The organism is Bacillus sp. FSL M7-1020 (assembly GCF_038050415.1).
Taxonomy (GTDB): Bacteria; Bacillota; Bacilli; order Bacillales; family Bacillaceae_G; genus Bacillus_A; species Bacillus_A toyonensis.
The window spans coordinates 1,332,893-1,346,449 of record NZ_JBBOTW010000001.1 but is presented as its reverse complement, the minus strand read 5'-3'; the positions used below and the strand labels follow the sequence as shown (position 1 = coordinate 1,346,449).

The following is a 13,557-nucleotide window of genomic DNA, read 5'->3' as shown; positions in this document are numbered from 1 at the left end:
CAAAAAGAAAAAGCTTGTAGTTCGGATAATATCCAACCTACAAGCTTTTTTCATAAACAAAATTATCAATTGCTAGCAGCACTATATGCTACATGTCGTTTCTCAATCCGTTCTTCAATTTCTTTCATATTCTCTTTATTAGTTAGTAGGGATTGTTTATTTTCTATTAATAATTGTTTAAAGGATTTTCTCACTTTTTTTCGCATGTTTATTTTCCTCCTTGGGGGATGGTTTATATAAAAGATAACTTGAAACTTTAATCAATGAAAGGATGTACCCTCACTAATTATTAGCCTACATCAATCGGGCCTTTACAGGGAGTTACTCTTCCATCATCACTCTTTATTCAGCGATAATATTGATATAGAATTCCCACCGCCCGTTAATGCGGGATAAGGATTTATCTGTGTAGACTTATAATAATTGATTGTTGTGAAATCCATTTGAACTTCACATGAAAATTCCGTTTATTTTCTGACAACTTTGTGAACAAAAAAAGAAAGACCGATTCATTCTAAATCGGTCTTTCTAGTATTTATAACATGTTTATTAATATTTCAGGTCTTCCCCAATTCATTTCGTTACATACAAAGCGTAGTTTTTCTTCGTCCATTGTGTGTAACCCTTCTTCTAACGAACATGAAATTGGAACTTCACAATGAATTTGCGCTAATTGTAAAGAGATATTTAAATTCTCTAAATCACTTTCAATTTTTGTACGCTGCGCTTTCGTTAATGATGCTATATTTTCTAGTACTGCCGATACTGTGCCGTATTCTTGAATAAGCTTATACGCTGTTTTTTCACCAATACCTTTTACGCCTGGATAGTTATCACTCGTATCTCCCATGAAAGCTTTCGCATGGACAATTTGCCAAGGTTCTACACCTTTCTCTTCCATGATTTTTTCCGGTGTGTAATACTCGTAATTTCCAATTCCTTTACGAAGAAGCATAACTGTAACATTCGTATCAACAAGTTGAAGTAAATCTGTATCACCTGTCAAAACATAAACTTCTGCTTCATTGCAATATTGTTTTGCAAGCGTACCAATACAATCATCCGCTTCATAACCTTTCATGCCTATTACAGGCATAGATAATTTCGCAGTCATTTCTTGCACTAAATCAAATTGCGGAATTAATTCTTCTGGCGGTGCTGCACGATTTGCTTTATAATTCGAGAAAGATTCCGTTCTAAATGTCGTACTTCCCATATCCCAGCACGTTACAATGTGCGTTGGTTCGATTGCTTGTGTTGCTGTTAATAAATGCTTCATATAACCATGAATCCCGTTCGTCGGGGTACCATCTTGTCGTTTCATAAATTGTCCGTAGACACTTGTTGCGTAAAAAGCACGAAATAATAGTGCCATACCATCAACTAATAATACTTTTTTCATAATTCCTCTCCTACTAACAAAAAATAATAACCTCACGTTATCACGTAAGGTTATATAAATAGATTACCATTCTACGTTTTTTCAACTTTGTCTATTATACATTGTTTTTATATATTTAGCATCATTAACACATTAAGACGTTCTACTGCAACAAGTATGAAGTATTCCTGAATACGTATTTTTACCTGTTGAAACAACTACAGCCTTTGCATTTCCACCAATAATATTAGTACCTTTAAAACATACATTTTCAAGTTCAAGTGGATTATAGTCTTTCATCCGTTTTAATGGAATAAATCTTTTACGTTCAAGGTGGTAGCAACTTTCAAATTTCTCAACATTTGCATCGTTCCCTGTCAACACAGATTCATTTACCAATAAATCATTTGCATAAATGATACGTACATCTGCCGGTACTATATCACCTTCTGAAAGAAAAATCATATCTCCTGGTACAAGTTCTTGTACTGGTAACTTCATCATTTTCAGTTCGTTATTTAGCCCTGTACTACTAGCACATTCTACTCTAGACACAGTAATTGTTTCACATTGCAATTGATCACGCACATGTTGTTTTGAAAAACCTGGAATCATTCCACTTAACTTCATTATTACTTCTGCAATACGCGCTCTTTTTGAAGTCAATTCATTTCGACCGTATACTTGAATACGTTTTTGCGCCTCTTTCATAGATAATCCGTCTCTTGTTGTTTTAAAATACGCAAATACAGATTTTACATCTCTTGTTGCAATTTCAATTAATAAATCTTTATTTTTTTGAAGCATTGTTTGTTCTTTCATTGATTTTTTACTTTGTTTATATGACGTGTTACCCACAGTTTTGTTTACATATAACATATTATCGTCTCCTCCTTTACAACATAGGAAGAAACGCTTTGTTTCTCAATTTATCCACTTTACCGTGAAAGTGTCTAGCGCTTAATTATGTATATAAACGCTACATTATGATAAATATAGAGGGAGGAACAAGTCGTTTCCTGCCTACATCATATATTTTTGATTTGAAGTATATGGGTAACGGAACCGAGTCAGAATTTGACATGCTCCTCACCTCCTCGTTTATTTTTATAGTTTATATTATGAAATGACTCATAGATTGGTAACAAAAAAGACCCTTACTCATAAGAGAGCAAAGGTCATTGCATACACAAATAAACGATTCCTAATATAATTAGAAATCTACGGACCTCTCCCTCGCCGAGTTTTAGCACTGTATAGCATAGGTTCATTACCAGCTACGTTAAGAAAAACCTTAATTCGATCATTCCTGTTGACCCATTGGCGTCTCTCGACATTTTTGGGCAGTAGCATTTCTCTATACAGGAGCCTCACCTAACAGAGACTTATTTTAATTACATAGAAAATGTTACTCTTATTTAAAATAGATGTCAACACTTTGTATGGAAACTTTTCCTTATTACAGAAAAGCCCTCTCTGTTGTTAGCCTATTTTCTCATATATAGTACAAGTTAGCGAACGAAAAAAACTTACGTATAAAACGTAAGTTTTTAGTAAGTTACACAACCAGCAATTACAATACCAATTGAAAGTGATAAAAACATAAGAAACAGGCCGACTGCTTGATTATCTTCTTCAAGGCTTTTATTTATATTAAAGCGTGGTGTAAGCCACTCAGCTAAATAATAAACAATAATTTGGGCCAAAATACCAACCGCTCCCCACGAAACCATATCCAAAAGTGAAATGGAATTAGCGGCCGTTGAATATAAAACGATAGCTAGCCCGAGTACCCTTCCTCCAAGTACATAACTGACCGCTTTGTTACCCTGAGCCATTAACTTAAATTCTTTCACTTTCGTTGTCACTTCCATAAGGAACAAACCTATACATAAAAGTACGAGTGATACTGCTAAATATAGTAAAAAATTAATCATTTATTTTCCCCCTTCGTAATACCTACTGGTAAATAATAAGATTCATTTCCTGTAATCTTTTCCCCAGCACGTATACCGATACTGCTCGCTTTTCCAGCGATTAAAAACGCCCCAAACACATACGATAGTTTCTCCACTCCTTTTTCAGTTTCCAAACATACAACTGGAAGCTCTATATACTTTTGAAATATCGGCAATGACGTTTTATATGTTTCATGTGCATTTCGAATCATAATATTCGTGTCTTTATCGCGAATTGTAATTGTGTCACCTTCCCTACCAAACGAAGGTTTTTGAACGAAAGAACCTTTTCCTAAAAATAAATCTGGTTCTAAATATGTAGGTAGCATATATTCTTTAACCCACTGTTGTTCCTCATTTGTATAAAAAGCCCCTTCTTCTGCTAATCCCCAAATAAGACACTGAATTGATTTTGGCTGAAGTAAAAAGGCAGACAAAGGATTTATAATAAAGAGATTTCCGTCTTTTACAAGTTGCAGCAGTTCCACACCTACCAAATCTCCTGTTTCAGGATCTTGATCCTCAATTAAATCTTCTATCGGATACGTTTGGCGATATAAAACATCAATCTTCGCCCCATCTTTATCAACTAGAGCATCTTTCGTAATTCTAAGTTCTGACATTGGCACTACTTTATTTTCAACATGGCATAACTGACTTAAATACATAGTCGTATTCCAATCCTCAATATGTTCATGATGTGCTGTAAAAACAACATTTGGATTGTCTAATCCCTTTGTCGCTTCCATTACAGCTTTCGTAACACCAGAAGATAGTAATCGTTCTTGATCCGAGTTTGGATCATCATAACCTAGGTTTTCACAAACTTTTCCATTCATTTGAAAGCATTCCATAATAAAAGTTGGTGTATCACTATTAAACTCAAGCATTTTAATTTGGTTATCAACCGTTATAACGAAATCAAATCGTGAAATAACAGATTCAGGATATAATCCTATCATTCTAATGAATGATAAGCTCGCAGGAGGAAAACCAAGCTCAAGAAGCTGTTCGTCACTTAAATTTCGCAAAAGTCTAGCAGTCTTAAAAAATATTTTACCCATTCGTTCAGTCGCTAAGTGTAATTGTTCCAAAGTCTGATTTGTTATAGAAAAAACATGAAACAAACTATATTCACATTCATATAAATCCGACCAAAAATTCGGATATTTTAAATAAAATTCTTTTCGATCCCTTATGTATTGCGACATATTTTAGCCTCCAAATCCTCCCTTTGAACCGCTTCCAATTCCACCTTTAAATTCAGCAGACGATTGATACGATTTAAACGCCGATGAATTTTTAAAAGTGGATTTATTTTGATAGTATCGCCCACCATAGAAATAATGCCCACGATAACCTGAACTACTATCATCACACTGCCATACCCCAAGTTCATCATCCCAATCCCAATCAGAACAACTATTATCATTCGGTTTTGGGGGAAGATCTTGTGCGCAACCAAATAAAGTGCCAGTCATTAAAGACGTTACGACACCACCTACTAGCCATTTCGTTTTTGTCACCTTCGCACTCCCCTTTTTAAATTCTATTCCTATTATATAGGATGGCATGATAAAGTAGAAGAAAAAGGAAGAAGAGGGTAACTAACTGTTACGATTTATTTAACCGATTATAACCAATGTTAATTAAATATATCAGTAAGCCCTGCTAGTCAAGTGATTGGCTAGTAGTGAGGGTTAACTGCGGGCAATCCCTAAAGCTGATTGAACTACAACGTGGCTAGAAATAGCGAGCGTGAATGTCGCGAAAGCAGAAAAAATCAATCAGATGATGCAAGGTTAAATCCTAAACATTAGAACAATGGGTCTTCCGCCTCGAATCATCTAAGTCAAAAGTGATAAGATGAACGTTCAACGACTATCTCGTATAACTGACGAGAGTACATCACAAGCCTATGGTGCTGGAAAAATCCTCTATCTCTAAAGAGATAAACATATAGTCTGCGCTCATGTGAAAACATGAGAAGTTCATAAGAGAACTGGCTAAGGAATTGCGCCCTTAGTTGAACGAGATAAATTTAATTAAATCTATCAAACCTCATTGAATATATCGAACATACGTTCTATTGTAGGTTCAATAAGGTTTGAATAATAATGAAATTTTTACGAGTTAGTCAAGTATCAGAATTAACAGGTTTGCATCCGAGTAGTCTTACGAGAATGCTGGTGGAACACGCTACTATTCAGAGGAATCCATCTTTCATTATCTAAAAGGTGAGTGTCCGAATAATCGCACAGTAAAGGAGTAGGCTTCTGATGATATTGGCGAAGAAAGTCAGACTAATTCCAACGCCTGAACAAGAAAAAGTGCTTAGAAACCCATGCTGGCGCTGCAAGATTCGCTTATAACTATTGTAAAAGAATGAGTGATAGATACTATAAGCTATTTGGAAAATCTGTTTCACAGTTAGCTTTACAGAAACGATTTACAAAGATCAAGAAGCGAAAGAGATATGAGTGGTTAAATGACATCAACGCACAAGTTCCTAAACAGGCTTCAAAAGATTTTGATACGGCGAGGAAAAATTCGTTCAAAAAGTACAAAAATGGTTTTCACACTTCTTATAAATCTAAAAAAGATTTAACCCAGGGATTTTATGCCAATTATGAAAGACTGATTATAGGAAAAAAAGTAGTTCATATTCAGTCTATTGGAGAAGTGAAAACAAGCCAACAACTACCAAGGAACAAAAAAACATCAAATCCAAGAGTTACCTTTGATGGTCGTCACTGGTGGATTAGTGTAGGGTTTGAAGAATCCTTTGAATTCCAAGAACTAACCGATGAGTCGATTGGTGTGGATGTTGGTTTAAAAGAGCTTTTTGTAGCTTCTAATGGTATGAAAGAACGAAATATAAACAAAGATGCTAAGGTTAAAAAACTTTTGAAAAGGAAAAAGTCAGCACAAAGAGATATGTCTAGGAGATTTAAAAATGGTGTAAAAATTCAGTCTGCCGGATATGAAAAAGCGAAAGCTGAGCACCTGCGGTTATCTAGGAAAATTACGAATATCCGAAATAACCATATCCATCAAGCAACAGCTACATTGGTGAAAACCAAACCAATGAGGATTGTTGTGGAAGACTTATCTATCTCAAACCTGTTAAAAAACAAAAAACTATCGAAGGCACTTTCCTTTCAAAAATTAAACTTCTTCTTTCAATGTTTGTCATACAAGTGCGAGAAGTATGGCATTGAGTATGTAAAAGCTGATAAATGGTTCGCTTCAAGCAAGATTTGCTCATGTTGCGGAGTTAAATACGACCATTCAGTTCAATCAGAAGGACAGTGGAGTTTAAAGATTCGTGAGTGGCGTTGTGTTAGGTGCAATAGCCATCATGATAGGGATGTAAATGCTGCGATAAATTTATCAAGATGGGTAAAATAAATGCTTGATAATAGGAGGTAACGATACTGCCTCGTGTGGAGTGTTACACCCCTCGTCCCTTCGGGGTTGCGAGAACACGATGAAGCACTAACTTGTGTAAATTTGATTGAATTATATAGATTTAGTTAAGTTTATCGTATCGGATAAAATGCGCTTAGAATATCGACTTAATGATGAAACGAAGGGGTATCCTGCTTTATGGAACTACGCCAATATTTCTAATTCTGAAATTATCGCACGCATGACTTGTGAATATTTTATTAAAGAGAAAAATACTTATGTCGTTACTGCAACTTCGGTTGATCCAGACGGAACAGCAGTTATTTATATTCAAAAAGAAGTTTTCGCCAATGACCCTTCAGACCCTACATACTCCCACATCGGTTTTGAAATTAGAGAACTAAGTGAAACGAGTTCAAGCTTAGTAGATAGTCAAGATGTATGGAACTACGAAGAAATTTTACCATCTCTTCATTCAGATATTATATATATTCAGCGAGACGGCATGTCTATGGAATTCTCCTTGGATTCAAGAGAGATTGATGAAGACAGAAAGTGCTACATTTATTACGGAAACTTCACAGGTGAATCAAGATAATATTGATATATCTATGCAACAAAAAACCTTACGTATAAAACGTAAGGTTTTTATATAGCCCCACATATGCCGTTCTCTCTAGATGTCCATAAACCTGCTCTCACAGGTGGATGCTCTCACAAATGTTTGTAACTTCCTTCTTAAAAAGATGGCATGTTAGCTACATTTAAATATTAAACTTCCATATTAAACTTATTGGTTTAAGACATGCATAAGCTACGTACACCGTAGGAATTTTATATAAGGTTAGTTGAAATAAGACCCCCCGCACGTGCCGCTCCTCGTAAATGTCCAAAAACCCGCTACTCGCAGGTGGATGCCCTCACAGTTACCGTACATCTTCCTCCACAAGGAAGGCTTGATGATGGTCGCTAAATATTGAGCTTCCGTATAACTAACATCGGTTTTAGACATAAATAAGTTACGTACACCGCAGGATGTATTATTTACTTGTCGTTATATTATCACATTGTTTCCAATGTGTAAAATACAAAGTTTTTCGAGCAACCTCTTGCTTGTGACCTTATTTTAATACAAATTATTTTTGCATGCAAGTGATTAATCTTCTTCTTTTGCAATTTGATTTTCTGGATAAGAAATCCAATCACTCCAGCTACCTGCATACAATTTAACATTTTGGAATCCAGCCAATTTTAACGTAATGATATTTGGACATGCCGTAACACCAGAACCACAATATACAATGGTTTCCTTATCTTTCGACAGATTTTGGAATCGTTCTTGTTGCTCAGCTTCATTCTTAAATTGTCCTGATTGCAACATTCCATCCTTCCAAAAATAGTTTGCTGCTGTCGGAATATGTCCTGCTTTATGATCGACAAGTTCCTCTACACCAGCATAACGTTTCGGCTCTCTTGAATCAATTAACGTAACATCTGCACCTGCCTGGATATTCTCTCTTACTGTTTCCATCGATACAAGCATATGATCTTGTATGTTTGTTTTGAATGTTTTTCGTATAACAACAGGAATTTCCGTTGTTGTCAGTAGTCCATTCTCTTTCCAAACCGGGAAACCACCATCTAATATATATACTTTCTCATGTCCTACATAGTTACATAGCCACCATAAACGAGCAGCATTTGCACCAGCTTGACTGTCATACGCAATTACTGTCGTATGTTCATCAATACCAACCTCCGAAAGCTTGTCCGCAAACTCTTCAATGCTTGGCAACGGATGGCGGCCACCATGTTCTGCTATAGGACTTGATAAATCTAAATTCAAATCAAAATATAACGCATGAGGAATATGTTCTTCTTCATACTTTTCTCTACCCCAATTAGGATTCGCTAAATCAAAACGACAATCGATTACACGGACGTTCTCATCTTCTATATGCTCACGTAACCATTCGACTGTAACTATCATCTTTAACGACCTTCTTTCTCTTGTAAACGACTTACATACTCCATAACCATTTCTTCTGTAACATATTTACGCTGTAAGGTAACACCATTTTTTGCAAGATCATTAATTTGCTTTGTTACAACATTAATGACATCAACCGAAAATTCTTTCCCATTTGACGCAAGAGATACGGCTGCTTCAATAGCTGCTTCACGCTGCGCATCTAATTGTAAACATGCTTTTACACTTTCATTTTGTTTACGAGAATGTGCTGTAATTGCTTTATGTACTTCCATCTTCTCTTCCCCCTAAATAAGTTATACGTTCTAATTCAATTCCATTGCAAGCCGAATCATATCACAGCATACAATGCCATTTTCAATAATCTCTTCTTCATAATGCTTCGAAAAGTAATCAAAATCAATAGAAAAAATACGAAATCCACATTTTTGATATAAAGCAAGTTGTGAAACACTAGAATTGCCTGTACCAATTTCAAGTTTTGACATACCATATCCTTTAGCAGTTTCTACGGCATGCCTTAATAGCTTCTTCCCAATCCCTTTTCCTTGCAAATGCTCTGCAACCGCAATATTCATGATTTCCATCGTCTTCGGCCTTGTTTCCAAAAGAACATACACACCGATGACGCTGCCCCCTTGCTTTGCTACGTATGTTAACCCTCTTTGTACATATATAGCTATTTGCCGTTCACTTGGATCAGCAAGTAGCAATAAAGACTTCGGTATAGCCTCTTTTAAAATACGTTCTATTACAAAAGACATAAAAAATCCCCCCATCTCTATTGTTCTAAACCCTCCTTGTCTACCATAAATAATAGAAAGGAGGGATTCACCATGGACAACAATGAGAAAAAATGCAACGTCATCTCTATTGATGGAAAGAAGAAGAAAAGCGACACGTATTCCTATCCAAAATTAGTAGTTGAAAATAAAACATACGAATTTTCTTCATTCGTCTTATGCGGTGAAACACCAGATGGCAGACGACTCGTTCTTACTCATATGATTTCTACCGATGAATTTGCTGGATTTGTCAAATCTTTAGATACTGTACTGCAAAAGAAAATTGAACGAATCTTTTTCTCATAACGACTATATAACATAAATTTCTTTTTCAATCTCTACTAACTGCTTGTGCAATTGTTCTTTACTTTGTTCATATAGAAATACATCGATCGTTTCAGCCAATGCAAACAATATACTTTCATAATAGTTCATCACATCTTGTTGCATCAATTTTTGGAATAAGTTCCACTTCATATCCCATTCTTGCTTATAATGATGAACAAATAAATCTTTTTCATCGGCTACATAGTTTGATACAAGCGGTTCTAATACAGATTTAGCGTCTTCTTGCATAAAAGCTTTGTCATTCTTTTCAAAAAAGCTTTTCTCATTTTTAAAATGTGCCAGTGCTTTTTTGAAATCTTTTATTTCAACTGAAGGGAACGGTTCTTTATGTGTAATATCTTTATATTCATACTCCACTGTTCCATTCATAGAAATTGATTGATTTTCTACTTTACAGTTCACTACAATTTCGTCCTTTGCACGCTTCATCGCTTCGTCTATCCATTTTTCAAGACGTAATGATGTCGCACGCATTTCTTGTAATAAATCATGCTGAATAAATGCTACTAATTCCATAACACACTGTTGCAATTGTGTTTTCACATTTCCATCCGTTCGAAGTGACGCCGGATTAATAAATTCAGTAAACACATCGTTATAACGTAGGAATAGACGCTGTTGCACGTAATAAAGCAACTCTTTCACTTCATTTTGCATCGCCTGTTCTTCAGCAAGTACACTATATGATGAAATGATATGAAGTAGTTGATCACGCTCTGCTTCATATTTTTTCGTTTGCTTCTCTTTCTCTTCATTCCCCTGCTTTGCACCATTTATCATGTTTACTAAAAGCTGATCTGCCCCTTTCAACGCACCATATAGAGCATGCACAGAAACAAGCATTAAATCTCTCATCATAAAGGACGTAAATGATTCCTCAAACTTAGTAATTCCAGAGTTTTGTAAAATACCATACTTCTCTTTTTTAACATTCTTTCCTTGTTTCTCTTCAAGCGCACATAAACTTGAAATTGCAAATAAACGCGGATTTCTAATACCGTATTGCAGTAGCTGATCTGCGATATAACCTTTTACCATTTCAAGTTCTTCTTCAGACTCTGCTAAATCCGCCGCATTAATTAAGAAGAACATTTTATCAAGAGCAAAAGTATCCTTTACACGACCAAGCTGAATTAAAAATTCACGATCAGCACGAGAGAATACATGGTTATAATATGTTACAAATAAAATAGCATCTGCGTTTTTAATATACTGGAATGCAACATCAGTATGGCGAGCATTAATAGAATCCGCTCCAGGTGTGTCTACAAGCGCTACTCCCTGCCTTGTTAAAGCACAATCATAATAAAGCTCCATATACTCAACGAAGCATGATTTTTCTTCATTCGCTACATAATCAGAGAACTCTTCTAATGTGACTTGTACTTGTTCTCCTAAATAAGTAGAAACTGCATCATACCCTTTTTGTACCGCTCGTAAAAAGCTAAATGTTGTTTTTTGCTTCCCAGTCGGTGAAGGATATTTCATAACTTTATCAATTTGTGCTAACGCCTCATCTAACGTAGTAATCTCATAATGAAACAGCTTATAAACAGCTTTCATATCTTCTAATAGAGCTTGCTTTGATTTGAATTGAACCATTACTGTTCCGTGTGGTTTTTCCTCTGTAACCGGCAAAATTTGATTAATCGTTGCCGTCGTCGGATTTGGTGATACAGGAAGTACCTTCTCACCAAGTAAGGCATTGGCAAATGATGATTTCCCAGCACTAAAAGCTCCGAATAACGCTACTGTAAATTGTTTCGTTTCCACGCGACGCCTTTTTTCTATCACCTCTTGCTGTACATGTTTCAGCGCTGGCAATGGCTCTAATATCATTTCAGCTTTCTTCACTTTCTCTAATATACGCTGAATATTTAAAGTTGCCGTTCCTTTTATCTCTTCTTCATGAGCCGCTACATTATCATTTACAATTTCCTGCTCTTGTAGTGTGAATTTCTCACTAACAATTTGTTTTTCACGTTGCAATATCTCCTCTATTTGCAATCCTTCTGGTGTAGCAACACGCTCGTGCCAAACATTTTGTAAATAACTTTCATATGTCTCTAAACTGTTACTGTATTGTAATTCCGTCTCTTTTGCCGTTTGCAACATCGTATATTTTTCAATCTCTTCTTCCATACGAGCAACTGCTTCCTTCACTTTTTGCTTTAAAACGACTGCACTTTTATCAAAAATTTGCTGTGCTTTTGTAAAATAACGTTTCTTCAGTTCATTCGCTACATCCGCTGTATAAAGAAGTAAGTAATCACCTGTGAAACCTGCACCTTGTTTAATGACTTCAGCTAACATTTCTGGTCCAAAAGCAATTTCTAAAGCATATATGTCTTTCCCAATTTCCTCCGTGAACAATCCTTCTTCTTTTAAGAAGGCTACAATAAATTCTTTCACATGAAAATCAAGTTGCGTTTCAACAGTCTTTTGAAGGGCAGAATAAAACGCCTCTACACGTCTTTGTTTTTCTTGCTCCGTCTTTCCTTTCGCAAATAGCAAACCAACTTTAAACTTTGTTAATTTCGTTTCTAAATATGCATTTGCCAATTCTCTCATTTCAAATGGCATTAAATACGCGTTATCTAATATAGCTTGTAAACCTTTTATAAATTCGTTTCTCACATGAGATTCTTTACTAGCCTCGCGATGTTTAGTTTCCGTTAGCTCTTCTTTCTTTTCAACTATTTCTGAAATCGAAAGCGGTGATGCTAACTCTTCCTCATATGTCAAAAGAGCTTTTTCATTTTCAGAAACAATAAACGAGAAATGTTCTCCCATTAAATATTCTGTTTCTCGCTCCATTCCCTCTCTTACATACTGCTCTTTTTCTTTCATAATAGAAGTAATTAATGTTTCTAAACTTCCAATTTCATTATGTTGATGGTTCATCATTCGTAATGACGTATAATAAACTCCATCTACTTCAATATCCCAGTTAGAGAACGATTGTTTCACACTATCTTTATAATCCTCAAATGATAATTCATTTTCTTTATGTTTATCTATTTGATTTACAACGAGATAAACCGTTTTATTACGTTGTTTCAATTCTTTAACAAATTGCAAATTCACTTCCGATTGGACGTGATTATAATCCATCATATAAAAAATTACGTCTGCTAGATGAAGTGTCGATTCTGTCGCTAGTTGATGGGCATCATCTGTCGAATCAATTCCTGGTGTATCAACTAACATAACTCCCTCAGGAATTGGCGCATCATTTCGATAAATATGAACACCAATTACCTCATCGCCATCTTTACAAATCTGTTTTAATTCTTCTGCTGAATATGCACCGTCATATTCGTACTGTTCTCCAGATTTGACCGTTACAACAACACGATCTAATCCCTTTTCAATTTTGACGACGTTAGCGCTTGTCGGAATCGGACTTGTTGGTAACAACTGCGCTTTATATAGATGATTCATCATCGTTGATTTCCCTGCCGAAAAGTGGCCGCAGAATGCTATCATAAGCTGCTCTTGTTTATATTTTTGAATCACTTCAAACAACTTTAAGCTATTCTCTGCATCGCCGTGTTTTTGCCACTCTTCATAAAAACAAACAAGTTTTTTCATACCGTTTGTCTGTACTATGTTTGTCATCCCCTTGTTCCCCTTTATCCAAGATGTATATACTTTTTCCCGCTATTTGCGAGCTCTTAATCA

Annotated in this window: 12 protein-coding genes, 2 other RNA genes, 1 pseudogene and 1 riboswitch; of the genes and pseudogenes, 3 read left to right on the top strand and 12 right to left on the bottom strand. The window is 35.5% G+C overall.

Annotation, left to right across the window (positions count from 1 at the left end; translation table 11 throughout):
- Nucleotides 1-65: 65 nt before the first annotated feature.
- The 6 genes from MHB70_RS07040 to MHB70_RS07015 form a co-directional block, all read right to left on the bottom strand.
- Nucleotides 66-206 (bottom strand): FbpB family small basic protein, encoded by a 141-nt coding sequence (locus MHB70_RS07040; RefSeq protein ID WP_001228051.1) that lies wholly within the window; start codon nt 204-206, stop codon nt 66-68.
- Between the two features lie 329 nt (nt 207-535).
- Entirely contained in the window at nt 536-1,402 is an 867-nt protein-coding gene (locus MHB70_RS07035; protein ID WP_000757079.1) for a 5'-3' exonuclease, read from the bottom strand.
- Between the two features lie 132 nt (nt 1,403-1,534).
- Nucleotides 1,535-2,260, bottom strand: coding sequence for a P-type ATPase (locus MHB70_RS07030; protein WP_000967618.1), 726 nt, complete (start codon nt 2,258-2,260; stop codon nt 1,535-1,537).
- 344 nt (nt 2,261-2,604) lie between these two features.
- A riboswitch (M-box (ykoK) riboswitch) is annotated at nt 2,605-2,770 on the bottom strand.
- Between the two features lie 161 nt (nt 2,771-2,931).
- Nucleotides 2,932-3,318 carry a DUF350 domain-containing protein gene (locus tag MHB70_RS07025; RefSeq protein WP_000606853.1) on the bottom strand — a complete coding sequence of 129 codons (387 nt, stop codon included), beginning with the start codon at nt 3,316-3,318 and terminating at the stop codon, nt 2,932-2,934.
- Complete coding sequence (locus MHB70_RS07020) at nt 3,315-4,550, bottom strand: glutathionylspermidine synthase family protein (RefSeq protein WP_000084944.1); 1,236 nt, start codon at nt 4,548-4,550, stop codon at nt 3,315-3,317. Before MHB70_RS07020 ends, MHB70_RS07025 begins: the two co-directional genes overlap by 4 nt.
- Before the next feature lie 3 nt (nt 4,551-4,553).
- Nucleotides 4,554-4,865 carry a hypothetical protein gene (locus MHB70_RS07015; protein WP_000169030.1) on the bottom strand — a complete coding sequence of 104 codons (312 nt, stop codon included), beginning with the start codon at nt 4,863-4,865 and terminating at the stop codon, nt 4,554-4,556.
- A 753-nt stretch (nt 4,866-5,618) separates the two neighbouring features.
- On the opposite strand from MHB70_RS07015, the pseudogene MHB70_RS07010 reads away from it, so the two are divergent.
- A pseudogene (locus tag MHB70_RS07010) lies at nt 5,619-6,750 on the top strand (RNA-guided endonuclease InsQ/TnpB family protein).
- Nucleotides 6,751-6,898: 148 nt separating this feature from the next.
- Nucleotides 6,899-7,348, top strand: coding sequence for a hypothetical protein (locus tag MHB70_RS07005; protein WP_001235522.1), 450 nt, complete (start codon nt 6,899-6,901; stop codon nt 7,346-7,348).
- Nucleotides 7,349-7,401: 53 nt separating this feature from the next.
- Here the strand turns inward: MHB70_RS07005 and ssrS (MHB70_RS07000) are convergent.
- The 5 genes from ssrS (MHB70_RS07000) to MHB70_RS06980 form a co-directional block, all read right to left on the bottom strand.
- Nucleotides 7,402-7,585: non-coding RNA, 6S RNA (gene ssrS / locus MHB70_RS07000), on the bottom strand.
- A 21-nt stretch (nt 7,586-7,606) separates the two neighbouring features.
- A non-coding RNA gene (gene ssrS, locus MHB70_RS06995) (6S RNA) lies at nt 7,607-7,790 on the bottom strand.
- A 116-nt stretch (nt 7,791-7,906) separates the two neighbouring features.
- Nucleotides 7,907-8,740, bottom strand: coding sequence for a sulfurtransferase (locus MHB70_RS06990; RefSeq protein ID WP_000637578.1), 834 nt, complete (start codon nt 8,738-8,740; stop codon nt 7,907-7,909).
- A 2-nt stretch (nt 8,741-8,742) separates the two neighbouring features.
- The gene (locus tag MHB70_RS06985; protein ID WP_000451820.1) at nt 8,743-9,015 is read right to left on the bottom strand and encodes a YpbS family protein; all 273 of its coding nucleotides are present in this window, start codon (nt 9,013-9,015) and stop codon (nt 8,743-8,745) included.
- Nucleotides 9,016-9,045: 30 nt separating this feature from the next.
- Nucleotides 9,046-9,504 (bottom strand): GNAT family N-acetyltransferase, encoded by a 459-nt coding sequence (locus MHB70_RS06980; protein ID WP_000011413.1) that lies wholly within the window; start codon nt 9,502-9,504, stop codon nt 9,046-9,048.
- 72 nt (nt 9,505-9,576) lie between these two features.
- On the opposite strand from MHB70_RS06980, the gene MHB70_RS06975 reads away from it, so the two are divergent.
- Nucleotides 9,577-9,831: a DUF3931 domain-containing protein gene (locus MHB70_RS06975; protein ID WP_000369740.1), complete on the top strand. Its 255-nt coding sequence runs from the start codon at nt 9,577-9,579 to the stop codon at nt 9,829-9,831.
- Nucleotides 9,832-9,834: 3 nt separating this feature from the next.
- On the opposite strand, the gene MHB70_RS06970 is transcribed toward MHB70_RS06975, so the two are convergent.
- On the bottom strand, nt 9,835-13,494 hold the full coding sequence (locus MHB70_RS06970; RefSeq protein ID WP_053446511.1) for a dynamin family protein: 3,660 nt from the start codon (nt 13,492-13,494) through the stop codon (nt 9,835-9,837).
- Nucleotides 13,495-13,557 lie beyond the last annotated feature (63 nt).

Excerpts from the sequence above, each read along its gene's own strand:
- MHB70_RS07040 (WP_001228051.1), bottom strand. The coding sequence starts at position 206 with ATGCGAAAAAAAGTGAGAAAATCCTTTAAACAATTATTAATAGAAAAT.
- MHB70_RS07035 (WP_000757079.1), bottom strand. The coding sequence starts at position 1,402 with ATGAAAAAAGTATTATTAGTTGATGGTATGGCACTATTATTTCGTGCT.
- MHB70_RS07030 (WP_000967618.1), bottom strand. The coding sequence starts at position 2,260 with ATGTTATATGTAAACAAAACTGTGGGTAACACGTCATATAAACAAAGT.
- MHB70_RS07025 (WP_000606853.1), bottom strand. The coding sequence starts at position 3,318 with ATGATTAATTTTTTACTATATTTAGCAGTATCACTCGTACTTTTATGT.
- MHB70_RS07020 (WP_000084944.1), bottom strand. The coding sequence starts at position 4,550 with ATGTCGCAATACATAAGGGATCGAAAAGAATTTTATTTAAAATATCCG.
- MHB70_RS07005 (WP_001235522.1), top strand. The coding sequence starts at position 6,899 with ATGCGCTTAGAATATCGACTTAATGATGAAACGAAGGGGTATCCTGCT.
- MHB70_RS06990 (WP_000637578.1), bottom strand. The coding sequence starts at position 8,740 with ATGATAGTTACAGTCGAATGGTTACGTGAGCATATAGAAGATGAGAAC.
- MHB70_RS06985 (WP_000451820.1), bottom strand. The coding sequence starts at position 9,015 with ATGGAAGTACATAAAGCAATTACAGCACATTCTCGTAAACAAAATGAA.
- MHB70_RS06980 (WP_000011413.1), bottom strand. The coding sequence starts at position 9,504 with ATGTCTTTTGTAATAGAACGTATTTTAAAAGAGGCTATACCGAAGTCT.
- MHB70_RS06975 (WP_000369740.1), top strand. The coding sequence starts at position 9,577 with ATGGACAACAATGAGAAAAAATGCAACGTCATCTCTATTGATGGAAAG.
- MHB70_RS06970 (WP_053446511.1), bottom strand. The coding sequence starts at position 13,494 with ATGACAAACATAGTACAGACAAACGGTATGAAAAAACTTGTTTGTTTT.